The sequence below is a fragment of the Nocardioides sp. genome (genome assembly GCF_041393715.1).
Classification (GTDB): domain Bacteria; phylum Actinomycetota; class Actinomycetes; order Propionibacteriales; family Nocardioidaceae; genus Nocardioides.
In genome coordinates, this window is sequence record NZ_JAWKJQ010000003.1 from 56,725 (window position 1) to 82,839 (window position 26,115).

Consider the following 26,115-nt stretch of genomic DNA (forward strand, 5'->3'; position numbering starts at 1 on the left):
ATGCCCTCAGCCGACGTCGTACGCCGGTCGCTGGCGGACGCGGCGCCGGGCGTGCTCTGGCTGGACGACCCTGCCCGGCCGGTCGCCACCGAGCCGCTGCCGGGCTCGACGATGGCCGACCTGGTGGTCGTGGGCGGCGGCTACACCGGGCTGTGGACCGCGCTGCGGGCCAAGGAGCGCGACCCCGCGCGCGACGTGGTGGTGCTGGAGGCGGGGGAGTGTGGTTGGCAGGCCTCGGGCCGCAACGGCGGGTTCGCGGCGTCGTCGCTCACGCACGGGTTCCACAACGGGCTGGCCCGCTGGCCCGAGGAGCTGCGCACGCTCGAACGGCTCGGCGCCGAGAACCTCGCCGCGATCGGCGACACCATCGACCGCTATGACATCGACTGCTGCTGGGAGCGCACCGGCGAGCTCGACGTCGCCACCGAGGAGCACCAGGTCGAGGAGCTGGCCGAGGCGGCCGACGAGATGCGTGGGCACGGACTCGACGTGCGCTTCCTCGACGGCGCGCAGACGCAGGCCCTGGTCAACAGCCCGACCTACCGCGCGGGGCTCTACGACCCCGAGGGGGTCGCCCTGGTCGAGCCGGCTCGACTGGCCTGGGGGCTCCGGGCCGCCTGCCTGTCACTCGGCGTGCGGTTGCACGAGCAGACCGTCGCCACCGGCCTCCAGGAGGACGGTGCGCTGCTGGCGGTCGAGACGGACCGGGGCACCGTGCGCGGCCGACGGGTGGCGCTGGCGACCAACGGCTTCCCGCCGCTGCTGCGCCGGCTGCGGCTGATGACCGTGCCCGTCTACGACTACGTGCTCGCGACCGAACCGCTCACCGCGACCCAGCGCGCCTCGATCGGGTGGCAGGGGCGCCAGGGCGTGGGCGACTCCGCCAACCTGTTCCACTACTACCGGCTCACCCGCGACGACCGGGTCGTGTGGGGTGGCTACGACGCCGTCTACCACTACGGCAGCCGGATCGCGCCGCGCCTGGAGCAGGCCGGCGACACCCACGAGACCCTGGCGCGCCATTTCCTGGAGACCTTCCCGCAGCTCGAGGGCATCCGCTTCTCGCACCGGTGGGCGGGGGTCATCGACACCTGCACCCGGTTCGCGGCGTTCTTCGGGACGGCGTACGCCGGCCGGGCGGCGTACGCCATGGGCTACACCGGGCTCGGCGTCGCCGCCACCCGCTTCGGGGCCGACGTGATGCTCGACCTGCTCGACGGCGAGGAGACCGAGCGGACCTCGCTGCGGATGGTCCGCGAGCGCCCGCTGCCCTTCCCGCCCGAGCCGGCGCGAGCGATCGGCATCAACCTGACCCGCTGGTCCCTCGAACGCGCCGACGCCACCGGCGGCCGCCGCAACCTGTGGCTACGCACCCTCGACCGCCTGGGCCTCGGCTTCGACTCCTGACCGCGAGATGCGGGAAATGGCCCCGCGAGATGCGGGAATGGCCTCCCCGAGATGCGTGGAATGGCCCCCCGAGATGCGGGAAATGGTCCCGCGAGAATTCCTCGATCCCGGCCAAGCGTCACGTTGCCTCTGGCGACGCCGAACCTGACATGTCGGGCAGCCATTTCCCGCATGTCGCGCGACCATTTCCGGCATGTCGCGGTCAGAGGAGGGTGGCCGCCTTGTCGAGGACGGCGCGCAGGATGTGCTCCATCTCGTCGAAGTGCTCCTGGTCGCAGATCAGCGGGGGAGCGAGCTGGATCACCGGGTCGCCGCGGTCGTCGGCACGGCAGTAGAGGCCGGCGTCGAAGAGCGCCTTGGAGAGGAAGCCGCGCAGCAGCCGCTCGGCCTCGTCGTCGTTGAAGGTCTCCTTGGTGGCCTTGTCCTTGACCAGCTCGATGCCGTAGAAGTAGCCGTCGCCGCGGACGTCGCCGACGATCGGCAGGTCGGTGAGCCGCTCGAGGGTGGCCCGGAACGCACCCTCGTGGTCGCGGACGTGCTCGTTGACGCCTTCGGTCTCGAAGATCTCGAGGTTCTTCAGTGCCACCGCGCACGAGACCGGGTGGCCGCCGAAGGTGTAGCCGTGCAGGAAGGAGTTGTGGCCCTGCCGGAAGGGCTCCATCAGCCGGTCGGTCGCGATCATCGCGCCGAGCGGGGCGTAGCCGGAGGTGAGCCCCTTGGCGCTGGTGATGATGTCGGGCTGGTAGCCGTAGCGCTCGGCGCCGAACATGTGGCCCAGGCGGCCGTAGGCGCAGATCACCTCGTCGGAGACCAGCAGCACGTCGTAGCGGTCGCAGATCTCGCGGACCCGCTGGAAGTATCCGGGCGGGGGCGGGAAGCAGCCGCCGGAGTTCTGCACCGGCTCGAGGAAGACCGCCGCCACCGTGTCGGGGCCCTCGAACTCGATCGCCTCGGCGATCCGGTCGGCGGCCCAGCGCCCGAAGGCCTCGAGGTCGTCGCCGTGCTCGGGAGCGCGGTAGAAGTTGGTGTTGGGGACCCGGAACGTCGAGGGCACCAGCGGCTCGAACGGCGCCTTCATCTCGGGGATGCCGGTGATCGACAGCGCGCCCTGAGGGGTCCCGTGGTAGGCGATCGAACGGCTGATCACCTTGTGCTTGGTCGGCTTGCCGGTGAGCTTGAAGTAGTGCTTGGCGAGCTTCCACGCGGACTCGACGGCCTCGCCGCCCCCGGTGGTGAAGAACACCCGGTTGAGGTCGCCGGGCGCCAGCGACGCGACCTTCTCGGCGAGCTCGATGGCGGCCGGGTGGGCGTAGGACCACAACGGGTGGAAGGCCAGCTGGGCGGCCTGCTTGGCCGCCGTCTCGGCCAGGTCGGTCCGCCCGTGTCCGAGCTGGTTGACGAACAGTCCGGCCAGCCCGTCGAGGTAGCGGCGGCCCTGGTCGTCGTAGATGTAGGCGCCCTCGCCGCGGACGATGACGGGCATGTCCCCGCCCTCGTAGACGGAGTGGCGGGAGAAGTGCAGCCACAGGTGGTCGCGGGCAGCCTCCTGGCGTCGCTCGTGCTCCGCCGCGCTGATCGCGTGGTCCTGGTCCATGCTCGGTCTCACTCCCTCGTGTCGGCCCGCGCTCCGGGCGTCCGCCCATGGTGCCGGGTTCGGCCGGGTCCTAGCAAGCGGATCCGTGGCCTGTCGCGACGGATGATGCGGATTTCGTTGTCTTTCGTCGGTACGACGGGACTGGTAGGAATCTCCCATGACCCGCTACGGCGCACAGTTCGGACCGGACATCACCTTCCTGGGCGTCCCCGAGGCCGATCTCGACGACCCCACCAGCTTCGCCGACGCCGACGTGGTGGTCCTGGGGGCGCCGTTCGACGGCGGCACCTCGCACCGGCCGGGCACCCGCTTCGGGCCGAACGTGATCCGCCAGACCTGCTATCTCGGTCACGACGGGTCGCGTCCGCACATGGCGCTGCGCGTCGACGCGCTGCAGGACATCAGGGTGGTCGACGCCGGTGACGTGGAGATGCCACCGGGAGACATCGAGCGGGCGCTGGGCGCCGTCGAGGAGGCGGTCTACGCCGTCGCGTCCGCCGGCGCGGTCCCGCTGGTGCTCGGGGGCGACCACTCGATCGCCTACCCCGACGCCCACGGCGTGGCGCGCCACCTGGGCATGGGCCGGGTCTCGATGATCCACTTCGACGCGCACGCCGACACCGGCGACATCGAGTTCGGATCGCTGTGGGGTCACGGCCAGCCGATGCGACGGCTGATCGAGTCGGGGGCGCTCCGCGGAGACCGGTTCCTGCAGATGGGGCTGCGCGGCTACTGGCCCGGCCCCGAGACGCTGTCGTGGATGGCCGACCAGGACATGCGGTCCTACGAGATGACCGAGATCGTCGCCCGCGGCCTGGACGCCTGCCTCGACGAGGCCTTCGAGATCGCCCTCGACGACTGCGACGCGGTGTTCCTGTCGGTGGACATCGACGTCTGCGATCCGGGGCACGCGCCCGGCACTGGGACGCCGGAACCCGGCGGCCTCTCGGCCCGCCAGCTGCTCGACGCGGTGCGTCGGATCTGCCTGGAGCTGCCGGTCGCCGGCATCGACGTGGTCGAGGTGTCGCCGCCCTACGACCACGCCGAGATCACGGCGTACCTCGCCAACCGGGTCTGCCTCGAGGCGCTGTCGGGTCTTGCGGCCCGCAAGGTCGGGATCCACCACGATCCCGCCGGCCCGCTGCTCGAGGGCCGTTGATGGCGCTGGTCCTGCGCAACGGCAGCGCCTTCGACGGCGAGCGCCATCGACCCGGCCACGGCGTGGTGGTCGAGGGCGCGCGGATCGTGGCCCTGGCGCCCGACGACGGGCTCCCGCGAGGTGCCGGCGACACCGAGGTCGACCTGGCCGGAGGCGTGGTCGCCCCGGGCTTCGTGGACGCCCACGTGCACGCGGTCCAGGGCGGCCTCGAGCGGGTCCGCTGCGACCTCTCCGAGCTCCCGGTCTCCCGGGACGCCTACCTCGCCGCCATCCGCGAGTATGCCGACGCCCACCCCGACCGGCCGTGGATCCTCGGCGGCGGCTGGGGGATGGCGGCGTTCCCCGGAGGCACGCCGACCGCGGCCGACCTGGACGGCGTGGTGCCCGACCGGCCGGTCTTCCTCCCCAACCGCGACCACCACGGGGCGTGGGTCAACAGCCGTGCGCTGGAGCTGGCCGGCCTCGACGCCGGCAGCCCCGACCCCGCCGACGGACGGCTGGAGCGGGACGCCGACGGACGCCCGACCGGCACCCTCCACGAGGGCGCCATGGACCTGGTCGTCCGGATCGCCCCCAGCCGCGACGACGAGGAGTACTACCGCGGCTTCCTGGCCGGACAGACCCACCTGCACTCGCTGGGCGTGACCGGCTGGCAGGACGCCATCCTCGGTGACTACGGCGGCATCGACGATCCCTCCGACACCTACCTGCGGGCGGCCGTCAGCGGCGACCTCACCGCCAGCGTCGTCGGCGCGCTGTGGTGGGACCGCGACCGCGGTGCGGAGCAGATCCCCGACCTGGTCCGCCGGCGCGAGACCTATACCCACGGCCGGCTGCGCGCAGGCAGCGTGAAGGTGATGCAGGACGGGGTCGCCGAGAACTTCACCGCCGCGCTCGGTGCGCCCTACCTCGACCGGTGCGGGCACGCGACCGACAACCGCGGCCACTCGTTCGTCGACGGCGAGGCACTGCGGGAGTACGTCGTCGCGCTGGCCGCCGAGGGCTTCCAGGTGCATGTCCACGCGATCGGTGACCGCGGCGTGCGGGAGGCGCTCGACGCGTTCGAGCGGGCCCGCGGCATCGGGGGCGACCTGCGCCACCACATCGCGCATCTGCAGGTGGTCGACCCGGTCGACGTGCCTCGCTTCGCGGAGCTCGACGTCACGGCCAACATGCAGGCCCTGTGGGCCTGCCTCGACGAGCAGATGATCGAGCTGACGCTGCCGTTCCTCGGTGAGGAGCGTGGTCGCTGGCAGTACCCCTTCGGCTCACTGCACCGCTCCGGGGCGCGGCTGGCGGCCGGCAGCGACTGGCCCGTCAGCTCGCCGGACCCCTGGGCCGCCCTGCACGTCGCCGTCAACCGCACGGCCTACGGCGAGGAGGGGCCGGGGGGCGAGGAGCCCTTCCTGCCCGAGCAGGCGCTCGACCTCGCGACCGCGTGGTCGGCTGCCACCGCGGGCTCGGCCAGGGTCTGCCACCGCGACCGGGCCGGCCGGCTGGCTGCCGGCCACGAGGCCGACCTGGTGGTCCTCGACCGGGACCCGTTCGCCGGGCCGGCGGCCGAGATCGGCAGCACCCGGGTGCTCGGCACCTGGGTGGCCGGCCGGCAGGTCCACGGCTGAGGCCGCGGGGCGCTCAGCGCACCTCCTCGGCAGCCCCGAGCCCGTCCTCGGGGTACTTCTTGAGGTAGGCCGGCAACCTCTCGTCCTGCACCGCCGTGAACAGCTCGTCCACCCGGGTCTCGTCGATGATGTTGGCGGCGCCGACCCCGTCGATCGTCTCGTAGTGGTCGAGCGGGACGGTGGCGTAGGTGATCCGTGACGGCTTGAGGTGGCGCAGGTCGAGCGCCAGGGAGCGCAGGTCACCGGTGGACCACGCGGAGTCGACGGTGAGGTAGGGGACGACCGCCTCGATGGTGGCCTTGAGCGTGGCCGGGTCGCCGATCGTGCCGTCGTCGGTGAGCTTGGTGAGCAGCGCGCGGAGGAAGTTCTGCTGCCGCCGCACCCGGTCGAAGTCGCCCTGCTGCAGTCCGTAGCGGGTGCGCACGTAGCGCAGTGCGTCCTGGCCCTCGAGGTGGTGCCAGCCCTGCTCCCAGGTGTAGTGGTTGTTGGGGTCGGTGAAGGTCTGCGCCACATAGACGTCGACCCCGCCGAGGGCGGTGGTGACGTCGCGGAAGCCCTCGAAGTCGATCATCGCCAGGTGGTCGATGCGCAGCCCGGTGAGGTTCTCCACCGTGCGCAGCGTGCCGAAGGGGCCGTAGTAGGAGAAGGCGGCGTTGATCTTGTTGTCCTCGTGGGGGTTGCCCTTGTCGTCGTAGATCGTGACGTAGGAGTCGCGGGGGATCGACACCATCGAGGCGTGCTTCCGGTCGGCGCTGAGGTGCAGCAGGATGATCGAGTCGCTGCGGTAGGCGCCGGGGTCCCAGGTGCCGTCGGCGAGGAGCTCGGCGACCGTCGGCTTGTCGACCTTGGGTGTCGGATTGTCCGAGCCCAGCAGCAGGATGTTGAGCGCGGTGCTGGGCTCCTTGTCGGGCCGCTCGCCCTGGCTGAGCACCGAGTCGTCGATGCGCGGGATCTTCTCGAGCGTGCTGTTGAGACTCCAGCCGTACGCCGCCCCGGCGCCGAGCACCCCGATCACGAGCGCCGCCATCGCGGCGGACCAGCCGCGGTGGCCGCGGACCCACGCGACGACCGCACCCGCCATCGTCACGGCCAGCAGCAGCGCGCCGGCGTAGACCGCGAGCCGCAGGTCCTGCCGCATCAGCCACCACACGCCGGCCCCCGCGGCCACCAGCAGCGCCACCACCGCCGGCCAGGCCCACCGTCGCATCCGTCGTCCCCCATCGTCGCGCTCCTGCCGGGCGCAGGCGCTCGCGTCGATTGTCTCCGATGGTTGGTTGCGCCGGCCGCCGACGCGCCAGCCTGCGGTTTTCGCCGCCTCTGACTCCGGAGGTGGAGGATTCCGTGGTCGGATGCCCCCTCCCTCTACAGAATCCGTCGGCCGCTCGCTAGGGTCGCCGTAGACCTCGGATCAGGGCGACCAACCCTGCCGCGACAACAGGAAGTGGACTTCGACATGGGCGACACGGTGTTCCGCAACATCATCAACGGCGAGGCGGTCGACGCCGCCTCGGGCGAGACCTACGACGTCTTCGACCCGACCACGGGTGAGATCTACGCCCAGGCCGCGATGTCGGGCGCGGAGGACGTCGACCGCGCGTTCCGCGCCGCGGACACGGCGTTCGAGAGCTGGCGTGACTCGACCCCCTCCGAGCGGCAGCAGGCGCTGCTCAAGATCGCCTCGGCCATCGAGGACCGCGCCGAGGAGATCGTGGCCGTCGAGTCCCGCGACACGGGCAAGCCGCTGGGCCTGACGATGTCGGAGGAGATCCCGCCGGGGGTCGACCAGATGCGCTTCTTCGCCGGGGCCGCGCGCGTCCTCGAGGGCCGTTCCGCGGGGAGTACATGAAGGACCACACGTCGTTCATCCGTCGCGAGCCGATCGGCGTCGTCGGGCAGGTCACGCCGTGGAACTACCCCCTGCTGATGATGATCTGGAAGATCGCCCCCGCGCTGGCCGCCGGCAACACGATCGTGCTGAAGCCCTCCGACACCACCCCGGCCTCCTCGACGCTGCTGGCCGAGATCGCCCAGGAGTTCCTGCCGCCCGGCGTGCTCAACGTGGTCACGGGTGACCGCGACACCGGCCGGTCGCTGGTCGAGCACCCGACGCCGCAGCTGGTCGCGATCACCGGCTCGGTGCGGGCGGGCGTCTCGGTCGCCGAGTCCGCGGCCGCGCAGCTGAAGCGCGCGCACCTGGAGCTCGGCGGCAAGGCGCCGGTGATCGTGTTCGACGACGCGGATGCGGAGGCCGCCGCCGAGGCGATCGCCGTCGCGGGCTTCTTCAACGCCGGCCAGGACTGCACGGCCGCCACCCGCGTGCTCGCCGGCCCCGGCGTCCACGACGACTTCGTGGCGGCGCTGACCGAGCAGGCCCGCAACACCAAGACCGGCATGCCCGACGACGAGGACGTGCTGTTCGGCCCCCTCAACAACAGCAACCAGCTGGCCCACGTGTCCGGGTTCATCGACCGGCTGCCCGACCACGCGATGCTCGAGATCGGTGGGCACCGCCAGGGCGAGACCGGCTACTTCTTCGAGCCGACGGTGCTCTCGGGCCTCCAGCAGGACGACGAGCAGATCCAGACCGAGATCTTCGGCCCGGTGATCACCGTGCAGAAGTTCTCCGACGAGGCCGAGGCGCTGCGGTGGGCCAACGGCGTGGAGTACGCCCTGGCCTCCTCGGTGTGGACCAAGGACCACGGTCGCGCGATGCGGATGGCGCGCAGCCTCGACTTCGGGTGCGTCTGGATCAACACCCACATCCCGCTGGTCGCCGAGATGCCGCACGGCGGCTACAAGCACTCCGGCTACGGCAAGGACCTGTCGATGTACGGCCTGGAGGACTACACCCGGATCAAGCACGTGATGTCCTACATCGGGGAGTAGCCCGCGTGAGCCGAGCGTGACAGCGGCCCGTCGCCCGAGTGGCGGCGGGCCGCTATGCTGTGCGCACACGAGTTTTCGCACAATAAAATGAAAATCGAGAGGGTGGGGCCTCATGAGAATCCTGTTGGTGGGCGCGGGAGGTGTCGGCGCGGCCTTCGCGGCGATCGCCGCGCGCCGTGACTTCTTCGAGACGATCGTCGTCGCCGACTACGACCTGGGTCGCGCCGAGACCGCGGCCGCCGTCGACGAGCGCTTCACCGGCGCCCAGGTCGACGCGTCCTCGGCCGACTCGGTGGCGGCGCTGTGTCGCCAGCACGACATCACCCACGTGATGAACGCCGTCGACCCGCGCTTCGTGATGCCGATCTTCGACGGCGCCCTCGCGGCCGGGGCCGACTACCTCGACATGGCGATGTCGCTGTCGCGCCCGCACCCGGAGACGCCGTACGCCGACTGCGGGGTCAAGCTGGGCGACGAGCAGTTCGCCCAGGCCGACGCGTGGACGGCCGCCGGCCGGCTCGCGCTGGTCGGCATCGGCGTGGAGCCGGGGCTCTCCGACGTCTTCGCGAGGTACGCCGCCGACCACCTGTTCGCCGAGATCGACGAGCTCGGCACCCGCGACGGCTCCAACCTGACCGTGGAGGGCTACGAGTTCGCGCCGTCGTTCTCCATCTGGACCACCATCGAGGAGTGCCTGAACCCGCCGGTGATCTGGGAGAAGGAGCGGGGCTGGTTCACCACGCCACCGTTCTCCGAGCCGGAGGTCTTCGACTTCCCCGAGGGCATCGGCCCGGTCGAGTGCGTCAACGTGGAGCACGAGGAGGTGCTCCTGATGCCGCGCTGGGTCGACTGCAAGCGGGCGACGTTCAAGTACGGCCTCGGCGAGGAGTTCATCGACGTCCTCAAGACGCTGCACAAGCTCGGCCTCGACAGGACCGACAAGGTGCGCGTCGGGGGCGTCGAGGTGTCCCCGCGCGACGTGGTGGCGGCCTGCCTCCCCAACCCCGCCGAGCTCGGGCCGGTGATGAAGGGCAAGACCTGTGCGGGCCTGTGGGTCACCGGGACCGGCAAGGACGAGACCGGGCAGCCGACCGGTCCGCGGTCGACGTACCTCTACCACGTGGTCGACAACGAGTGGACGATGCGGGAGTACGGCCATCAGTGTGTCGTGTGGCAGACCGCGATCAACCCGGTCGTCGCGCTGGAGCTGCTGGCCCGGGGCACCTGGGCCGGCACCGGCATCCTCGGTCCCGAGGCCTTCGACGCGGTCCCGTTCCTCGACCTGCTCACGGAGTACGGCTCGCCCTGGGGTGTGCAGGAGGTCACCTCGGCCTGACGGCCCGGGGCGGGATACTGGAGACGTGACGACCAGCGTCGCGTTCGACCCGAGCCTGCTCGCGGCGGAGCTGGTCGCGGACCGCCTGGGTGTCGACCTCGACACCGGGCTGACCGCGGCCGAGGCGGCCGCGCGGCTGGCCTCCGACGGCCCGAACGAGCTGGCGGCGGCTCCGCCCGTCCCGCTCTGGCGGCGGTTGCTGGCCCAGCTCCAGGACCCGCTGATCTATCTGCTGGGCGTCGCTGTCGCGGTCTCGCTGGTGGCCTGGCTGGCCGAAGGCGCGAGCGGCGTGCCCGTCGACGCGGTGGTGATCGCGGCCATCGTGGTGGCCAACGCGGCCATCGGTTTCGTGCAGGAGCGCCGCGTCGAGGAGGCCGTGGCCGCGTTGGCCTCGCTGACCGCGGTGACCTGCTCCGTGCTGCGCGACGGAGACCTGGTGCGGGTGCCGGCGCGTGACCTCGTGGTCGGTGACGTGCTGGCGCTCGCCGAGGGCGATGCCGTCGGCGCCGACGCCAGGCTCGCGTCCGCGGCCGCGCTCCAGGTCGCCGAGGCGGCGCTGACCGGGGAGTCGATGCCGGTGGAGAAGGCCGCGACGCCGTTGGCCCAGCCGGCGGCCATCGGCGATCGCGGCAACATGGTGTTCCGGGGGAGCGAGGTCGCTCGCGGCGTCGGCCGGGCGGTGGTGACCGCGACCGGCATGAGCACCGAGGTCGGCCGGATCGCCGCGCTGCTCGACCAGACCGAACCCGAGCCCAGCCCGCTGCAACGCGAGCTGGCGGCCCTGTCGAAGACGCTCGGGCTCGCGGTCACGGCGATCGCCGCCGTCGTGGTGCTGACGCTCGCGTGGGTCAACGGGGTCCACAGCGCGGCCGACCTCGAGACGATGCTGCTGCTGGGGGTCTCGCTGGCGGTGGCCGCCGTGCCGGAGGGGCTGCCCGCGGTGCTGTCGCTGGTGCTGGCCCTCGGGGTGCGGGCGATGGCCAAGCGGCGGGCGGTGGTCACCTCGCTGCCCGCGGTCGAGACGCTGGGCTCCGCCTCGGTGGTGTGCTCCGACAAGACGGGCACGCTGACCCGCAACGAGATGACGCTGACCGCGGTGGTCACCCCGTCGGGCATGCTGGAGCGGGTCGACGACGCGTGGACCTGCGTCGCCGGCGACGAGCGCGAGGTCGCCTCCGACGCGGTGCGGCTGCTCGCCGTGGGGTCGTTGGCCAGCAATGCCCGGTTGGCGACGGCCGAGGGACAGCCGCCCCATGGCGACCCGACGGAGCTGGCCATCCTCGAGGCCGCTCGCTCCTTCGACGGCGTCACTCCCCGGGTCGACGCGCGCCGGCGGCTGGCGGAGGCCCCGTTCACCTCCGAGCGCAAGCTGATGTCGGCCGTCACCGAGGACGCCGATGGACGGCGCGAGCTCCAGGTGAAGGGCGCACCCGAGGCGCTGCTGCCGCGCTGCTCGGCGCAACGGTCTCGGGCCGGCTCCGCGCCGCTCGACGAGCCGGCGCGGCGCCGGGCGCTGGGGGAGACCGAGCGGCTGTCGGAGTCGGCGTACCGGACGCTGGGGGTGGCCCGGCGCGACCTCGACCCCGTCGAGGACCCCGAGCAGGCGGCCGAGTCGGACCTCGAGCTGCTCGGCGTGGTCGGCCTCATCGACCCGCCGCGGGCCGAGTCGCGGCGCGCGGTCGCCGAGGCCCAGCGCGCCGGGGTCCGCGTGGTGATGATCACCGGCGACCACCCGGGTACGGCGGCCCGGATCGCCGGCGACCTCGGCATCGTCGCTCCCGGCTCCCCGGTGCTCACCGGTGTCGAGCTGGACGCCTTGGACGAGGCCGGGCTGCGGGAGGCGGCCGGCCGCGTCTCCGTGTTCGCACGGGTCTCGCCGGAGCACAAGCTCCGCATCGTCCACGCTCTGCAGGCCGGTGGTCAGGTGGTGGCGATGACCGGCGACGGCGTCAACGACGCGCCGGCGCTGCGCGCCGCCGACATCGGGGTGGCCATGGGGCGCGCCGGCACCGAGGTCGCCAAGCAGGCGGCCACCATGATCCTCGGCGACGACGACTTCGCGACGATCGTCGCGGCGATCCGTCAGGGCCGGGTGGTGTTCGACAACATCCGGAAGTTCCTGCGCTACCTCCTGGCCTCCAACATGGGCGAGGTGGCCACCGTGTTCCTCGGCGTGGTCCTCGCCGGTCGGCTGGGCCTCGCCGACGCGTCCGGGACCGGGCTGGTGGTGCCGCTGCGGGCCACCCAGATCCTGTGGATCAACCTGGTCACCGACTCTGCGCCCGCGCTGGCGCTCGGGGTCGACCCCGAGATCGACGACGTGATGGCGCGCGGTCCGAGGCAGCCCGACGAACGCATCCTCGACGGGGCGATGTGGCACCGGGTACTGGTCGTGGGGTTGTTGCTGGCGGCGGCGTCGCTCGTCACCTTGGACCGGTTCCTGCCCGGTGGACTGCTGGCCGGCGACGACTCGCTCGCGACGGCACGCACGGCGGCGTTCACGACGCTGGTGCTGGGCCAGCTGCTGTTCGCGCTCAGCGCTCGCTCCGCGGAGCACTCGGCGCTGCACGCCCTGGGCTCGAACCGATGGCTGCTCGGCTCACTGCTGCTCGGCGTGGTCCTGCAGGTGGCCGTGGTCGAGGTCCCCCTGCTGCAGGCCGCCTTCGGCACCACCGGGCTCGACGCCCGTCAGTGGCTGTGGTGTCTCGGCGCGGCGGTCCTGGTGGTGGCCGTCAACGACGTGGAGAAGCTGCTGACGGCGAGGCGTCGGAGACGGGGCGGTGAGGCGTCGGGGACGGGGCGGTGAGGCGCCCTTCGACACCGGGTACCCCGTCTGCGACGCCTCGCCTAGCCGTCTGCGACGCCTCGCGTCCACGGTCACTGTGAGCAGACCGATGACATCGTGTCGAGATAGTCGGCCAGCGGCTCGAGGCCGGCCCGGCGTCGCAGCTGGTCCACCCGCCCGGGGAGCAGCAGGCCGCCGCGCGGCACGGCGCCGTCCTGGGTGCAGTCGATCTGGGTGCCGTAGCGCTGCGGTCGGTGCTCGGCGGCGGCGACCCGGTCCTCGAGGTAGGCCAGGTTTCCCTCCGACGCCTGCCCGTCGGCGACCGCGGCGCGGAGCAGCCGCAGCGCGCGCTTCTGCAGGTCCGGGTCGAGGTCGGCGTGCTGGGCGATCAACCAGGCCGCGTCCCCACCGTCCTTCCCCACCAGGTCGTACGTCGGCCAGCCGACCTGGTCGAGGATCTCGGCCAGTCGCTGCTGCCGCTGTAGGTCGGTGGTCGCCGGCCCCTTGGTCGGCAGGCCCTGGTCCTGGCGGGCCATCCGCAACAGCTCCCGGCGCAGCTGTGACGGCGACAACCTCGGTGCGCCCGCAGGGTCCGACGACGGCGTCGCCGACGGCCGCGCCTCGGTGGATGACGTCGCCGACACCGAGGCGGAGGGCGCGGTCGTGGGCGCAGCGTCGTCGCCACCAGCCGCGCAGCCCAGCAGCGGACCGACGACGGCGATCGTCAGCGCGAGGAGGCCGCGGCGCATGGCCGCAGCGTACGCGCCGCCGCAGACGTCACGCGGTCGCGGCGAACGCCTCGGCCACCACGTCGAAGGCCTCGTGGAGAAGGTCGTCGCCGATCGAGAGCGGGGGCAGGAACCTGAAGACGTTGCCCCAGGTGCCACAGGTCAGCGTGACCACCCCGTGCCGGTGGCAGTAGGCGTTGACGGCTGCCGCGCGGGCGGCGTCGGGAGTGGTCGTGCCCGGCTCGCACAGCTCGATGGCCATCATCGCTCCGCGGCCGCGGATGTCGCCGATGACAGGGTGCTTCTCGGCCAGGTCGAGAAGCCGTCCGCGGATCAGGTCGCCGATCTCACGGGCCCGGGCGCCGAGGTCGTGCTCCTTCATCGTCGCGATCGACCCGAGCGCGCCGGCGCAGGCGACCGGGTTGCCGCCGTAGGTGCCGCCGAGGCCGCCGACATGCACGGCGTCCATCAGCTCGGCCCGGCCCGTGACGCCCGCCAGCGGCATGCCGCCCGCGATCCCCTTGGCGGTGGTGATCATGTCGGGCACCACGCCCTCGTGGTCGCAGGCGAACCAGTCGCCGGTGCGGCAGAAGCCGGACTGGATCTCGTCGGCGATGAAGACGATGCCGTTGTCGCCGGCCCACGCGGACAGCGCGGGGAGGAAGCCCTCGGCCGGTGCGATGAACCCGCCCTCGCCCTGGATCGGCTCGATCACCAACGCCGCCAGGTTGTCCGCCCCGACCTGCTTGTCGAGGACGTCGATGGCCCGGGCCGCGGCGTCGGCGCCGGACAGGCCGTCGCGGAAGGGGTAGGACATCGGGGCGCGGTAGACCTCGCCGGCGAACGGGCCGAAGCGATGCTTGTAGGGCATGTTCTTGGCCGTCATCGCCATCGTCAGGTTGGTGCGTCCGTGGTAGGCGTGGTCGAACACGGCGACGGCGTCGCGGCCGGTGGCCGAACGGGCGATCTTCACGGCGTTCTCGACCGCCTCGGCCCCGGAGTTGAACAGGGCGGACTTCTTGGCGTGGTCGCCGGGCGTGAGCTCGGCCAGGGCCTCACAGACGTCGACGTAGCCGTCGTAGGGGGTGACCATGAAGCAGGTGTGGGTGAACGCCGCCACCTGGGCCTGGACCCGGCTGACGACCTCGGGTGCGGCGTTGCCGACCGTGGTGACCGCGATGCCCGAGCCGAGGTCGATGAGTGAGTTGCCGTCGACGTCCTGCAGCACGCCGCCGCCCGCCGCGGTCACGAACACCGGCAGGGTGGTGCCGACGCCGTCGGCGACGTAGGTCTTCTTGCGGTCCAGCCGCTCCTGGGAGAGCGGGCCGGGGATGTCGGTGACGAGGCGGCGTTCCTGGGGGAGTCCCGGGCCGCCGACGGCGGGAGTAGTCATATGCGCAGACTAGGCCCCGGGCGGCCGCCGGTTCCAGCCGCGGTCGCCTCGTTCCGCCGCGGATCCGGTGGTGTTCGGAGGGTACGGCGTCAGCGAGTCCGATGGCCGCCGGTCTCTGCGACCGCTCGGCGCGACGCCGCGCCCACTGGTCGCGCCGAAGGGTGACCCGCGTGGACGGCGCGCCGGCAGGCGCGGCACAGTGTGGCCATGGGTGACTACCGCACGACGTACGACAGGTCGATCAACGACCCGGAGGGGTTCTGGGCCGAGGCCGCCGGGCTGATCGACTGGATCAAGAAGCCCGAGCGGGTGCTCGACGACGACCACGCGCCGTTCTACCGCTGGTTCCCCGGCGCCACGCTGAACACCTGCTTCAACGCGCTGGACCGGCACGTGGCCAGAGGTGCCGCCGATCGCACCGCGCTCATCTACGACTCCGCCGTCACCGGGGTGAAGAAGACCTACACCTACGCCCAGCTGCTGGAGGAGGTGGCCGCCTTCGCGGGCGTGCTGCGGACCCTCGGAGTGGCCCAGGGCGACCGGGTCGTCGTCTACATGCCGATGATCCCCGAGGCGGTGGTGGCGATGCTCGCCTGCGCCCGCATCGGAGCGGTCCACTCGGTGGTGTTCGGCGGCTTCGCGCCCCACGAGCTCGCCGTCCGGATCGACGACGCCCGGCCGACGGTCGTGGTCTCGGCCAGCTGCGGCATCGAGCCCAGCCGGGTGATCGAGTACAAGCCGTTCCTCGACAAGGCGCTCGAGCTGGCCGAGCACCAGCCGCGGGCGGTCGTGCTCAAGCAGCGACCCGAGGTCGAGGCCTCCATGGTGGAGGGCCGCGACCTCGACTGGGACGTGGCGATGCGTGCCGGCCGCACCGACCCGGCCGAGTGCGTCGAGGTGGCCGCCACCGACCCGCTCTACGTGCTCTACACCTCTGGCACCACCGGCAAGCCCAAGGGCATCGTCCGCGACAACGGGGGCCATGCCGTCGCGATGGCCTGGTCGCTGCCGAACATCTACGGCTGCGGTGAGGGTGACGTGTGGTGGGCTGCCTCCGACGTCGGCTGGGTCGTCGGCCACTCCTACATCGTCTACAGCCCGCTGATCAACGGCGCCACGACCGTGCTCTACGAAGGCAAGCCGGTCGGGACGCCCGACGCGGGGGCCTTCTGGCGGGTCATCTCGGAGTACGGCGTCCGGGCGCTGTTCACCGCGCCGACGGCGTTCCGGGCGATCAAGAAGGAGGACCCCGACGCGTCGCTGCTCGCGGGCTACGACGTCTCGTCGCTCGACACGCTCTTCCTGGCCGGCGAGCGGCTCGACCCCGACACCTACCACTGGGCGACCGACCAGCTCGGCGTGCCGGTCATCGACAACTGGTGGCAGACCGAGACCGGCTGGCCGATCGCGGCCAACCTGCGCGGGCTGGAGCCGATGGAGATCAAGCCGGGCTCCCCGTCGGTGCCGGTCCCGGGCTATGACGTGCAGGTGCTCGACGAGCGGGGCGACCAGGTGCCGCCCGACACCGAGGGCGCGATCTGCATCCGGCTGCCGCTGCCGCCCGGCACGCTGCCGACGCTGTGGGGCGACGACGAGCGCTACGTCGCGTCCTACCTCTCGGCCTTCGACGGCTACTACCTCTCCGGTGACGGTGGGTACGTCGACTCCGACGGCTACCTCTACGTCATGGGGCGCACCGACGACGTCATCAACGTGGCCGGCCATCGCCTCTCCACCGGGGGGATGGAGGCGGTCATCGCCCAGCACCCGGCGGTCGCGGAGTGCGCGGTCATCGGCGTCGCCGACACCCTCAAGGGACAGCTGCCGCGCGGCTTCGTGGTGCTCAAGGCGGGCGTCGAGGCCGACCCCGACGAGATCCGCGACGAGCTGGTCGCGATGGTGCGCTCCGAGATCGGCGCCGTCGCCGCCTTCCGCGAGGTCACCGTCGTCGGCGGGCTGCCGAAGACCCGCTCGGGCAAGATCCTGCGCAAGACGATGCGCGAGATCGCCGACGGCAAGGACTCCGCGGTGCCCTCCACGATCGAGGACGAGGGCGTGCTCGACCGGCTGCGGCCGGTGCTGCGGCCGGAAGTGGAGGCTTTCCTGGCGCGCCTCCGAGGGAAGCCACTTCGCTGAAACCCGGCCAGAAATCAGCGATCTCCGCTCCTCGGAAGGCGCCCGCTCCAATCCCATCCACGCCCGCGTCGCACACCCCGACAGGATGGAGGGTGCATCGACGCGAGCGTGGTGATCCCGTCTGACCGGCTCGGTCGGCACCCAGGCGCTCGACGTGGTGCGGGCCAACCCGACCGGTTCCGGGTGGTCGGGCTGACGGCCGGCGGGAGCAACCCGGAGCTGTTCGACCGGCAGGTCGACGAGTGGCGGCCGGCGTACTCCGGGCTGGGGAGGACGCCTCGGTGGAGGCGGCCGGCCTGGACGCCGACGTCGTCCTCAACGGCATCACTGGCGCGCCGTCGGGCTGCGCCCGACGCTGGCCGCGCTCGAGGCCGGCAACACCCTCGCGCTGGCCAACAAGGAGTCACTGATCATCGGGGGTCCGCTGGTCACCGGCGCGGCGAAGCCCGGCCAGATCGTGCCGGTCGACTCGGAGCACTCGGCGCTCGCGCAGTGCCTGCGCGGCGGCACCGCCGAGGAGGTACGCCGGCTGGTGCTGACCGCGTCCGGCGGGCCGTTCCGCGGCCGCACCCGCGCGGAGCTGGCCGGCGTGACCCGCGAGCAGGCGCTCGCGCACCCGACCTGGTCGATGGGGCCCACCATCACGGTCAACTCCGCCACCCTGGTCAACAAGGGGCTCGAGGTGATCGAGACGCACCTGCTCTTCGGCCTTCCGTTCGACCGGATCGAGGTGGTCGTCCACCCGACGTCGGTGGTCCACTCGATGGTGGAGTTCGTCGACGGCTCGACGCTGGTGCAGGCCAGCCCGCCGACGATGCTGATCCCGATCGCCCTGGCGCTGGCCTGGCCCGACCGGGTGCCCGACACCGCGCCTCCGGTCGACTGGACCACGGCCGAGACCTGGGAGTTCTTCCCGCTCGACGACGAGGCGTTCCCGGCCGTGTCGCTGGCCCGCGCGGCGGGGGAGCGGGGCGGGACCGCCCCGGCGGTCTACAACGCGGCCAACGAGGTCTGTGTCGCGGCGTTCCTGGAGGGTGAGCTGCCGTTCGTCGAGATCGTGCCCACGATCGACCGCGTGCTCGCGAGCCACGACGTACCCTGGGACGCAGAGCTGACCGTGGCCGGCGTCCTGGCCGCGGACTCATGGGCGCGCGAGCAGGCCGCCCACCTGGTCACCCGAGGAGAGGCATGAAGGAATGACGGCGCTCTACGCCGCCCTCGGCGTGCTGTTCTTCGTGTTCGCGATCCTGGCCTCGATCGGCCTCCACGAGGTCGGCCACATGGTGCCGGCCAAGAAGTTCGGCGCCAAGGTGCCGCAGTACTTCATCGGCTTCGGGCCCACGGTGTGGAGCAAGCAGGTCGGCGAGACGGAGTACGGCCTCAAGGCGTTCCCCCTCGGCGGCTTCGTGAAGATCGTCGGCATGCTGCCACCCGCTCCGGCAGGAGCGCCCGACGCCACCCCCGACCAGGTCGACTCCGAGGGCGAGCCGCTGGTCGCGGTCCGCAAGTCCAACACCGGCATGTTCACCCAGCTGATCTCCGACGCCCGCGCGGCCGAGTGGGAGTTCGTGCAGGGCACCGACGCCGACCGGCTCTTCTACCGCCTGCCGTGGTGGAAGAAGGTGATCGTGATGGCGGGCGGTCCGATGGTCAACGTCGCCATCGCCTTCTTCCTGTTCTGGGGGATCTTCGCGACCGTCGGCAACTACAACGACCGGGGCGTCGACCCGGTGGTCACCGAGGTCCTCGACTGCGTGGTGCCCTACGCCCGCCAGGACCAGGCGTGTCAGCCCGGGGACCCGGAGACCCCCGCGAAGCAGGCCGGCCTCCAGGTCGGCGACCGCTTCGTGTCGATCAACGGCACCGAGGTGACCAGCTGGGAGCAGCTGCAGGGTCTGATCCGCGGCAACGCCGATGGCGCGGTCACCATCGTCGTCGACCGCGACGGCGAGCCGGTCACGCTGCACACCAACACGACCGTGACGGCGCGCCCCACCTCGCAGACCGACGAGACCCTCGAGCAGGTCGGCTTCCTCGGCGTGGTCCCGAAGGACCTCGGCCCGACCCACGGCGGCCCGCTCTACACCGCCCAGTGGATGGGCTCGGCCACCGTCGACGTCGCCAAGGCACTCGGGACGCTGCCGGTCAAGGTCTGGCACGTCGGCCTGGCCGCGGTCGGTGTCGAGAAGCGCGACAACGCCGGCCCGGTGAGCGTGGTCGGCGGTGCCCGCATCGCCGGCGAGGTCGCCGCCAGCGACAAGCTCGACGCCACCGACACGCTGGTCACGCTGCTCACGGTGGTGGCGGGCTTCAACCTCTTCATCGGGCTGTTCAACTTCATCCCCCTGCTCCCTCTCGACGGCGGCCACATCGCGGGCGCGCTCTACGAGGCCGTACGCCGCGGCATCGCGCGGCTCCGGCACCGGCCGGACCCCGGCTACGTCGACGTCGCCAAGCTGCTGCCGGTGGCCTATGTCGTCGGCGCCGCCCTGCTGGTCATGGGGCTGGTGCTGATCGTCGGCGACATCGTCGCCCCGGTCGACGTCGGGCTCTGACCGAGGCGAAGTGCCGGCCGCCGACGGCTCAGCGTGACCGCGGGGCGGCCGCGGTGGTGTCGCGCAGCACCAGCTCCGTGGCGATCCGCTGCACCATGCTGCCCGCCTGGTTGCCGGCGATCCGCTCGATGAGCATCTCGACGGCGGCGGTGCCGAACCTGTCGACCGGCTGCCGGATGCTGGTCAGCCCGATCAGCTCCAGGCGGGCGATCTGCGAGTCGTCGTATCCCACGACGCTCATGTCCTCGGGCACGCGCACCCCGGCCGCGGCGAACACCCCCATGGCGCCCACCGCGATCAGGTCGTTGGCGGCGACCAGGGCGGTGGGCCTCGGTGACATGTCCAGGATCGCCTGAGCCCCCTGGCGCCCGCCCTGGTCGGTGAAGGCGCCCGGCACCTCGCGTGGCGTGAGGCCGAGGTCGCGCATCGCCTGCCGGTACGCCGTGGCGCGGTCGCGCGCCGCCCGGTTCTGGCCGCCGGTGATGTGCACGATGTCGCGGTGCCCGAGGCCGGTCAGGTGCTCCAGCACCTCGCCCATCGCCTGCCGCTCGTCGGTGGTGACCACGTCGACGCCCACCCCGGACACCTCGCTGCCCACCACCACGGTCGGCCAGGCCTTGGCGATCCGGCGCAGGTCGGCGGTCGCCATGATCGGGCTCAGCAGGGCGAGACCGGCGACCCGGTGCTCCAGCAGGGTGTTGACCAGCGTCACCTCCTTGCTGGGCGAGCGCAGGCCCGGCGCCACGAGGAGGTCGTGGCCGGCCTTCTCCGCGGCCGCGGCGAACGACGCGTAGACGCCGCCGAAGTAGGGGTTGGTGACGTCGTTGATGAGCACCCCGATGGTGCGCACCTGCTTGCTGGCCAGCGACCGGGCGAAGGCGTTGGGGCGGTAGCCCAGCTCCTCGGCCGCCTTCAGGACCTTGCGGCGGCTGCGCTCCGACACGTTGGGTGCGTCCCGGAGGACCAGGGAGACCAGGGCGCGCGACACGTTGGCTCGGCGTGCGACGTCCTCCTGCGTTGGACGCATCCCCACTCCTCGTATGTCACGTTTCGGTAACAGCCGGTGCGCGACCCTTGTCATGACAAAGTGATCGCCGCCACAGTATCTCATTAGCGCGCGCTAATCGTTAGAGCGCGTCAGGCGGGACCACCGACGTGGTCCCGACGGGCGGGGACGTCCGCTGCGGACGCAGCGGCGAACAAGAGGAGAGGAACACATGACCATGCGACGCAAGCTCGCCGCGGTGCTCGGGGCCGGGGCCCTGTTGTTCGCCGCCGGGTGCAGCACGGGCAGCGACACCAGTTCGTCCGACTCCGAGAGCAAGGCCGGTGGCAACGCCGGCAGCTCTGCCACCGGTGACATCCGCATCGACGTCATCACCCACGGCGCGCCGGGCGACTCCTTCTGGGATGTCGTGAAGGCCGGCGCGGAGAGGGCCGGCGACGACCTGGGCGTCGACCTCCACTACCAGAGCGACCCCGACCCCGGGAAGCAGAGCACCCTGATCGACGCCGCGGTCGCCGACGGCACCGACGGCCTCGTGGTGTCCATGGCCAACCCCGACGGCCTCGAGGCCTCCATCAAGGACGCCGTCGCGGCGGGTGTCCCCGTGATCACCATCAACTCCGGCATCGACCGCTGGCAGGAGTTCGGCGCGATCACCCACGTCGGGCAGAGCGAGAAGATCGCGGGCAACGGAGCGGGTGACCGTTTCAACGAGCTGGGTGCCAAGCACGTCATCTGTGTGATCCAGGAGGCCGGCAACGTGGCCCTCGAGGACCGCTGCGCGGGCGCCAAGGAGACGTTCAGCGGCGACATGGAGAACCTCCAGACCGACAACACCGACCTGGCCGGCTCGCAGGCGACCATCGAGTCCAAGCTCCAGGCCGACGACAGCATCGACGGCATCCTCACCCTCGGCGGCGACATGTCCGGCGCGGCGGTGGCGGCCGTGGCGGCCGCGGGCAGCAGCGCCCAGGTGGCGACGTTCGACCTCAACGCCGACGTGGCCCAGAACGTCGTCGACGGCAAGCTCGCCTTCGCGATCGACCAGCAGCCCTACGTGCAGGGCTACCTGGGTGTCACCGGGATCTACCTGAAGGTGATCAACGGCAACGACATCGGCGGCGGGCAGCCGGTCTACTCCGGCCCGGCCTTCGTGACCAAGGACAACGCCGACACCGTGTTGAAGTTCGCGGAGGGCGGCACCCGCTGACCGTGGGGCGTCGGGCCGTCCGGGCGGCCCGACGCCCACCACTCCGATCCGAGCCTGGGTGTACACCCACGCACGACCCGGTCCCACAGACGACGACCACCCTGCAGCACCCCATGGGCCAGACCGAGGAGGGCACCCATGACCACGACAGCAACCGAAGAGGCTCCGGCGCCGCCGGAGCAGGACGAGCGAGTCGGGAGGCATGCCGGCCTGGCGGCCATCCTGCGCCGACCCGAGGTGGGGGCGCTGGTGGCGGCGATCCTGATCGCCATCTACTTCGCCGTGAGCACCAACGCCTTCGCGAAGCCCGGCGGCATCAGCACCTGGCTGTTCACCTCGTCGCAGATCGGCATCATGGCGGTCGCCGTCTCGCTGCTGATGATCGGCGGCGAGTTCGACCTGTCGGCCGGCGCCATGATCGGCACCACCGGCCTCACGACCGGCATCCTGATGAGTGAGTACGGCGTCAACGTCTGGGTCGCCATCCTGGCGGCGCTCGTCCTGGCGATCCTCATCGGGCTCGTCAACGGGATCGTGGTGATGCGCACCGGCCTGCCGTCCTTCATCGTGACGCTCGGCACCTTCTTCGTCCTCCAGGGAGTCAACCTGGCCGTCACCAAGATCCTCATCGGCAAGGTGTCGGTGAGCGGCCTGCAGCGGGTGGACGGCTACGTCCAGGGGCAGCAGCTGTTCGGATCCTTCGTCAAGATCCCGCTCGGCAGCGGCCTCCCGCTGACCATCTATGCCGCGACCTTCTGGTGGGTCGGGGTCACGGTCGCGGCCACCTGGGTGTTGTTGCGCACCCGGCCCGGCAACTGGATCTTCGCCGTGGGTGGCGCGCAGACCAGTGCCCGCCAGGTCGGTGTTCCGGTGTTCCGCACCAAGGTCGGCCTCTTCATGACGACGGCCATCTGTGGCTGGCTGACCGGCATGCTCAGCCTCTTCAAGACGACCACCGTCCAGTCGATCACCGGCGTGGGCCTGGAGTTCGTCTTCATCATCTGCGCGGTGGTCGGGGGCTGCCTGCTCACCGGCGGCTACGGCTCGCCCCTGGGTGCGGCGCTCGGCGCGCTGATCTACGGCATGGTCTCGCAGGGCATCGTCTTCGCGGGCTGGGACAACGACTGGCTCTACGCGTTCCTCGGCGTGATGCTCCTGGGCGCCGTGCTCGTCAACAACTGGGTGAAGGCCCGAGCGGAGGCACTGCGATGAGCCACCTGACCGAGACCCACGACAACGCCGTCGTCGAGCTGCCGCCGCCCGGGACCCCGATCATCGAGGTCACCGACATCGGCAAGTCGTACGGCAGTGTCATCGCCCTCCGCGATGTCACGACATCGGTGAAGACCGGTGAGGTGACCTGCGTCCTCGGTGACAACGGTGCCGGCAAGTCGACGTTCATCAAGATCCTGGCGGGTGCCCACGGACACTCCGAGGGGACCTTCGAGGTCGACGGCGAGGCCCGTCACTTCTCCTCCCCGCGGGAGGCGCTCGAGCTGGGCATCGCGACGGTCTACCAGGACCTCGCCGTGGTGCCGTTGATGCCGGTCTGGCGCAACTTCTTCCTCGGGTCCGAGTTGCGCAAGGGATGGGGACCTCTGCGGCGCCTCGACCTGAAGCGGATGAAGGAGATCACCCGCAGCGAGCTGCTCCGGATGGGGATCGACCTGCGCGACGTCGACCAGCCGATCGGAACCCTCTCCGGTGGTGAGCGCCAGTGCGTCGCGATCGCCCGTGCGGTCTACTTCGGTGCCCGCGTGCTGATCCTGGACGAGCCGACCGCGGCGCTGGGTGTCCGCCAGTCCGGCGTCGTGCTGAAGTACGTCGCCGCAGCCCGTGACCGCGGCCTCGGCGTCGTGCTGATCACGCACAACCCGCACCACGCCTACCCTGTGGGTGACCGCTTCATGCTGCTCCGACGCGGCCGCAGCATGGGCGACTTCCCCAAGTCCGAGCTCAGCCTCGACGACCTGGTGTCGATGATGGCGGGCGGCGCAGAGCTCGAGGCGCTGAGCCACGAGCTCCAGCGCCAGCTGCCCGAGGGTGAGGTCGAGTCGTGAGCTGCCGGGAAGTGTCGGGCCGCTGATGGATGACCTGAACGTCGGCGTCATCGGCGCCGGCTGGATGGGGCGCGTGCACGCCCGGGCGTTCCAGCGCCTGCCGCACCACTGGAGCTCACTCCCGCTGCGCGCCAGGGTCGTGGCGGTCGCCGACAGCGCACCGTCGGCGACCGCAGAGTTCGGCGCTGCCTTCGGCCGGGACGTGACGGCGTACGACGACTGGCGCGAGCTGCTCGCCGACGGCCGGGTGGACGCGGTGAGCGTGGCGGCGCCCAACTTCCTGCACGGCGAGATCGGCGTCGCCGTGGCGGAGGCGGGCAAGCACCTCTGGATCGAGAAGCCGGTGGGTCTCACGGCCGCCGACGCGACGGCCGTGCGCGACGCGGTGGCGGCCGCCGGCGTGGTGGGTTGCGTCGGGTTCAACTACCGGCACATCCCCGCGGTCGCCCGCGCCAAGCGGCTCATCGAGTCGGGGGCGATCGGCACTCCCACGCATGCCCGCACCCAGCTGCTGACCGACTATGCCGCCCACCCCGGCAGCCCGCTGTCGTGGCGCTACGCCGTGGACCGCGGCGGCCACGGGGTGCTGGGTGACCTGGCCTCCCACGGGGTGGACCTGCTCCGCTTCCTGCTCGGCGACATCGACGCGCTGACTGCGCAGACCGCCATCCACATCGGTCGTCGGCCGATCGCGCAGGCGCAGGGCCACTACGCCGTCCTCGACGTCGACGACCCCGGCCTGGAGTTCGGTGAGGTCGAGAACGAGGACTACGTCGTCGCGCTGGTCAAGATGGCCTCCGGTGTGCTCAGCGTCTGCGAGGCCGACCGGGCGGCGGTCGGCGAGCAGAACAACTACGCCGTCGAGGTGCACGGCTCCCGGGGGCTCCTCCGCTGGGACTTCCGACGGCCCGGTGAGCTGCAGGTCTCTTCCGGAGACGTCTACTCCGGGCAGCCGACCGGCACGGTGTTCAGCGAGCCCGGCGACGGGGAGTACGCCGCGTTCCAGCCGGGCGCCGGCATCGCCATGGGCTACGACGACACCAAGGTCGTCGAGGCCCGCAACTTCGTCCTTGCCATCGCGGGGGAGCCGGCCGAGCTGGCCACCCTCGACGACGCCGTCGCCAGCGCCCGGGCGCTGGACGCGATGGTGGCCTCACATCAGACAGGGAAGTGGGTGAGCGTGTCATGAGCAACCGAGACGCCGGGTTCGGCGTGGACACCGGTCCGGAGCCGGCGGCGGTGCGGGTCGGGCTGATCGGCTGCGGCCGGATCGGCCGGATGCACGCCGACATCATCACCGACGACGTGCCGGGCTTGGTGCTGACGGCCGTGGCCGACGTGGTGTCGGAGGCGAGTGCGGGCGTGGCGGCCGCCACCGGTGCGCGCGCCTCCTCGATCGAGGAGCTGTTGGCGGCCGACGACGTCGACGCGGTCGCGATCTGCTCCAGCACCGACACCCACGTCGACCTGGTGGTCGCCGCCGCCCAGGCGGGCAAGGCGATCTTCTGCGAGAAGCCGGTCAGCCTCGACCTCGCCCAGGTCGACCGGGCGGTGGCCGCGGTCCAGGCCGCTCAGGTGCCCTTCATGATCGGGTTCAACCGGCGGTTCGACCCCGGCCACAAGTCGGTGCGCGACTGCGTGGCCGAGGGCGGCATCGGCGACCTGCACGTGCTGCGGATCACCAGCCGCGACCCCGCTCCGCCGCCGCCGGAGTACGTCGCCGTGAGCGGCGGGATCTTCCTGGACATGGCGATCCACGACTTCGACATGGTGCGCTACGTCGTGGCCAGCGACGTCGTGGAGGTCTTCGCCCGGGGCGCCGTGCGGGTCGACCCGCGGATCGGCGAGGCCGGCGACGTCGACACCGCGATGATCATGCTGACCCACGCCGACGGCACCCTGACCTCGATCGACCTCAGCCGCGAGGCGGTCTACGGCTACGACCAGCGGGTGGAGGCCTTCGGGTCCGGTGGGATGGCGGTCTCCGACAACCCGGCCCGGCACGCTGGCTGGCGCCGGACCAAGGACGCGACCACGGGGGAGCCGATCCCGTGGTTCTTCCTCGACCGCTACATGGAGTCCTACCGCGCGGAGTGGCGGGCCTTCCACACCTACCTCACCGACGGCGGCGCCTCGCCCTCGGGCATCGAGGACGCGCGCGCCACCACGGCGGTCGCACTCGCTGCGGGGAGGTCGCTGCGCGAGGGGCGGCCGGTCCGGGTCGAGGAGCTGGGCTGA

Annotated in this window: 18 protein-coding genes and 2 pseudogenes; 15 read left to right on the plus strand and 5 right to left on the minus strand. The window is 71.7% G+C overall.

All coding sequences use genetic code 11. The features are described 5' to 3' along the window. On the plus strand, positions 1–1,407 hold the full coding sequence (locus R2740_RS05650; RefSeq protein ID WP_371301721.1) for an NAD(P)/FAD-dependent oxidoreductase: 1,407 nt from the start codon (positions 1–3) through the stop codon (positions 1,405–1,407). A gap of 202 nt (positions 1,408–1,609) precedes the next feature. Here R2740_RS05650 and R2740_RS05655 read toward each other — a convergent pair whose 3' ends face one another. Continuing rightward, positions 1,610–3,001, minus strand: a complete 1,392-nt coding sequence (locus tag R2740_RS05655) for an aspartate aminotransferase family protein (RefSeq protein ID WP_371301722.1) — start codon at positions 2,999–3,001, stop codon at positions 1,610–1,612. Positions 3,002–3,158: 157 nt separating this feature from the next. Here R2740_RS05655 and speB point away from each other — a divergent pair, with 157 nt between their 5' ends. Together speB and R2740_RS05665 are read left to right on the plus strand one after the other, a co-directional pair. Next, positions 3,159–4,160, plus strand: a complete 1,002-nt coding sequence (speB, locus tag R2740_RS05660) for an agmatinase (RefSeq protein WP_371301723.1) — start codon at positions 3,159–3,161, stop codon at positions 4,158–4,160. After that, positions 4,160–5,782: an amidohydrolase gene (locus tag R2740_RS05665; protein ID WP_371301724.1), complete on the plus strand. Its 1,623-nt coding sequence runs from the start codon at positions 4,160–4,162 to the stop codon at positions 5,780–5,782. The genes speB and R2740_RS05665 overlap by 1 nt, the downstream gene beginning before the upstream one ends. A gap of 13 nt (positions 5,783–5,795) precedes the next feature. Here the strand turns inward: R2740_RS05665 and R2740_RS05670 are convergent, their stop codons facing one another. After that, complete coding sequence (locus R2740_RS05670) at positions 5,796–6,989, minus strand: LCP family protein (protein ID WP_371301725.1); 1,194 nt, start codon at positions 6,987–6,989, stop codon at positions 5,796–5,798. Between the two features lie 246 nt (positions 6,990–7,235). Here R2740_RS05670 and R2740_RS05675 point away from each other — a divergent pair, with 246 nt between their 5' ends. From R2740_RS05675 to R2740_RS05690, 4 genes are all read left to right on the plus strand, one after another. After that, positions 7,236–7,628, plus strand: a complete 393-nt coding sequence (locus R2740_RS05675) for an aldehyde dehydrogenase family protein (protein WP_371301726.1) — start codon at positions 7,236–7,238, stop codon at positions 7,626–7,628. Further along, positions 7,625–8,668, plus strand: coding sequence for an aldehyde dehydrogenase family protein (locus R2740_RS05680; protein WP_371301727.1), 1,044 nt, complete (start codon positions 7,625–7,627; stop codon positions 8,666–8,668). Before R2740_RS05675 ends, R2740_RS05680 begins: the two co-directional genes overlap by 4 nt. Before the next feature lie 112 nt (positions 8,669–8,780). Further along, a complete protein-coding gene (locus R2740_RS05685; protein WP_371301728.1) occupies positions 8,781–10,004 on the plus strand; it encodes a saccharopine dehydrogenase family protein in 1,224 nt (407 codons plus the stop codon). 25 nt (positions 10,005–10,029) lie between these two features. Further along, a complete protein-coding gene (locus tag R2740_RS05690) occupies positions 10,030–12,810 on the plus strand; it encodes a cation-translocating P-type ATPase (RefSeq protein WP_371301729.1) in 2,781 nt (926 codons plus the stop codon). Between the two features lie 71 nt (positions 12,811–12,881). On the opposite strand, the gene R2740_RS05695 is transcribed toward R2740_RS05690, so the two are convergent. Then, on the minus strand, positions 12,882–13,538 hold the full coding sequence (locus R2740_RS05695; RefSeq protein ID WP_371301730.1) for a DUF6624 domain-containing protein: 657 nt from the start codon (positions 13,536–13,538) through the stop codon (positions 12,882–12,884). A gap of 28 nt (positions 13,539–13,566) precedes the next feature. After that, entirely contained in the window at positions 13,567–14,910 is a 1,344-nt protein-coding gene (gene gabT, locus R2740_RS05700) for a 4-aminobutyrate--2-oxoglutarate transaminase (RefSeq protein WP_371301731.1), read from the minus strand. A 198-nt stretch (positions 14,911–15,108) separates the two neighbouring features. On the opposite strand from gabT, the pseudogene R2740_RS05705 reads away from it, so the two are divergent. From R2740_RS05705 to R2740_RS05715, 3 genes and pseudogenes are all read left to right on the plus strand, one after another. Next, positions 15,109–17,046 (plus strand): annotated as a pseudogene (locus tag R2740_RS05705) (propionyl-CoA synthetase); the annotation flags it as partial. Positions 17,047–17,167: 121 nt separating this feature from the next. Then, positions 17,168–18,238 (plus strand): annotated as a pseudogene (dxr, locus tag R2740_RS05710) (1-deoxy-D-xylulose-5-phosphate reductoisomerase). A gap of 4 nt (positions 18,239–18,242) precedes the next feature. After that, positions 18,243–19,601, plus strand: a complete 1,359-nt coding sequence (locus tag R2740_RS05715; RefSeq protein WP_371301732.1) for an RIP metalloprotease — start codon at positions 18,243–18,245, stop codon at positions 19,599–19,601. Positions 19,602–19,629: 28 nt separating this feature from the next. Here R2740_RS05715 and R2740_RS05720 read toward each other — a convergent pair whose 3' ends face one another. Further along, a complete protein-coding gene (locus R2740_RS05720; RefSeq protein ID WP_371301733.1) occupies positions 19,630–20,628 on the minus strand; it encodes a LacI family DNA-binding transcriptional regulator in 999 nt (332 codons plus the stop codon). Positions 20,629–20,818: 190 nt separating this feature from the next. Between R2740_RS05720 and R2740_RS05725 the strand changes: the two genes are divergently transcribed. The 5 genes from R2740_RS05725 to iolG all read left to right on the plus strand — a co-directional run bounded on the left by R2740_RS05725 (position 20,819) and on the right by iolG (position 26,115). Further along, positions 20,819–21,817, plus strand: coding sequence for a substrate-binding domain-containing protein (locus tag R2740_RS05725; RefSeq protein WP_371301734.1), 999 nt, complete (start codon positions 20,819–20,821; stop codon positions 21,815–21,817). A 138-nt stretch (positions 21,818–21,955) separates the two neighbouring features. Beyond that, entirely contained in the window at positions 21,956–23,029 is a 1,074-nt protein-coding gene (locus R2740_RS05730; RefSeq protein ID WP_371301735.1) for an ABC transporter permease, read from the plus strand. Further along, positions 23,026–23,877 carry an ATP-binding cassette domain-containing protein gene (locus R2740_RS05735; RefSeq protein ID WP_371301736.1) on the plus strand — a complete coding sequence of 284 codons (852 nt, stop codon included), beginning with the start codon at positions 23,026–23,028 and terminating at the stop codon, positions 23,875–23,877. The genes R2740_RS05730 and R2740_RS05735 overlap by 4 nt, the downstream gene beginning before the upstream one ends. Positions 23,878–23,902: 25 nt before the next feature. Continuing rightward, on the plus strand, positions 23,903–25,066 hold the full coding sequence (locus R2740_RS05740; protein ID WP_371301737.1) for a Gfo/Idh/MocA family protein: 1,164 nt from the start codon (positions 23,903–23,905) through the stop codon (positions 25,064–25,066). Further along, the gene (gene iolG / locus R2740_RS05745) at positions 25,063–26,115 is read left to right on the plus strand and encodes an inositol 2-dehydrogenase (RefSeq protein WP_371301738.1); all 1,053 of its coding nucleotides are present in this window, start codon (positions 25,063–25,065) and stop codon (positions 26,113–26,115) included. Before R2740_RS05740 ends, iolG begins: the two co-directional genes overlap by 4 nt.

Bases quoted from the DNA above. Each gene is read 5' to 3' on its own strand.
- R2740_RS05650 (WP_371301721.1), top strand. From the start codon at position 1: ATGCCCTCAGCCGACGTCGTACGCCGGTCGCTGGCGGACGCGGCGCCG.
- R2740_RS05655 (WP_371301722.1), bottom strand. From the start codon at position 3,001: ATGGACCAGGACCACGCGATCAGCGCGGCGGAGCACGAGCGACGCCAG.
- speB (WP_371301723.1), top strand. From the start codon at position 3,159: ATGACCCGCTACGGCGCACAGTTCGGACCGGACATCACCTTCCTGGGC.
- R2740_RS05665 (WP_371301724.1), top strand. From the start codon at position 4,160: ATGGCGCTGGTCCTGCGCAACGGCAGCGCCTTCGACGGCGAGCGCCAT.
- R2740_RS05670 (WP_371301725.1), bottom strand. From the start codon at position 6,989: ATGCGACGGTGGGCCTGGCCGGCGGTGGTGGCGCTGCTGGTGGCCGCG.
- R2740_RS05675 (WP_371301726.1), top strand. From the start codon at position 7,236: ATGGGCGACACGGTGTTCCGCAACATCATCAACGGCGAGGCGGTCGAC.
- R2740_RS05680 (WP_371301727.1), top strand. From the start codon at position 7,625: ATGAAGGACCACACGTCGTTCATCCGTCGCGAGCCGATCGGCGTCGTC.
- R2740_RS05685 (WP_371301728.1), top strand. From the start codon at position 8,781: ATGAGAATCCTGTTGGTGGGCGCGGGAGGTGTCGGCGCGGCCTTCGCG.
- R2740_RS05695 (WP_371301730.1), bottom strand. From the start codon at position 13,538: ATGCGCCGCGGCCTCCTCGCGCTGACGATCGCCGTCGTCGGTCCGCTG.
- gabT (WP_371301731.1), bottom strand. From the start codon at position 14,910: ATGACTACTCCCGCCGTCGGCGGCCCGGGACTCCCCCAGGAACGCCGC.
- R2740_RS05715 (WP_371301732.1), top strand. From the start codon at position 18,243: ATGACGGCGCTCTACGCCGCCCTCGGCGTGCTGTTCTTCGTGTTCGCG.
- R2740_RS05720 (WP_371301733.1), bottom strand. From the start codon at position 20,628: ATGCGTCCAACGCAGGAGGACGTCGCACGCCGAGCCAACGTGTCGCGC.
- R2740_RS05725 (WP_371301734.1), top strand. From the start codon at position 20,819: ATGACCATGCGACGCAAGCTCGCCGCGGTGCTCGGGGCCGGGGCCCTG.
- R2740_RS05730 (WP_371301735.1), top strand. From the start codon at position 21,956: ATGACCACGACAGCAACCGAAGAGGCTCCGGCGCCGCCGGAGCAGGAC.
- R2740_RS05735 (WP_371301736.1), top strand. From the start codon at position 23,026: ATGAGCCACCTGACCGAGACCCACGACAACGCCGTCGTCGAGCTGCCG.
- R2740_RS05740 (WP_371301737.1), top strand. From the start codon at position 23,903: ATGGATGACCTGAACGTCGGCGTCATCGGCGCCGGCTGGATGGGGCGC.
- iolG (WP_371301738.1), top strand. From the start codon at position 25,063: ATGAGCAACCGAGACGCCGGGTTCGGCGTGGACACCGGTCCGGAGCCG.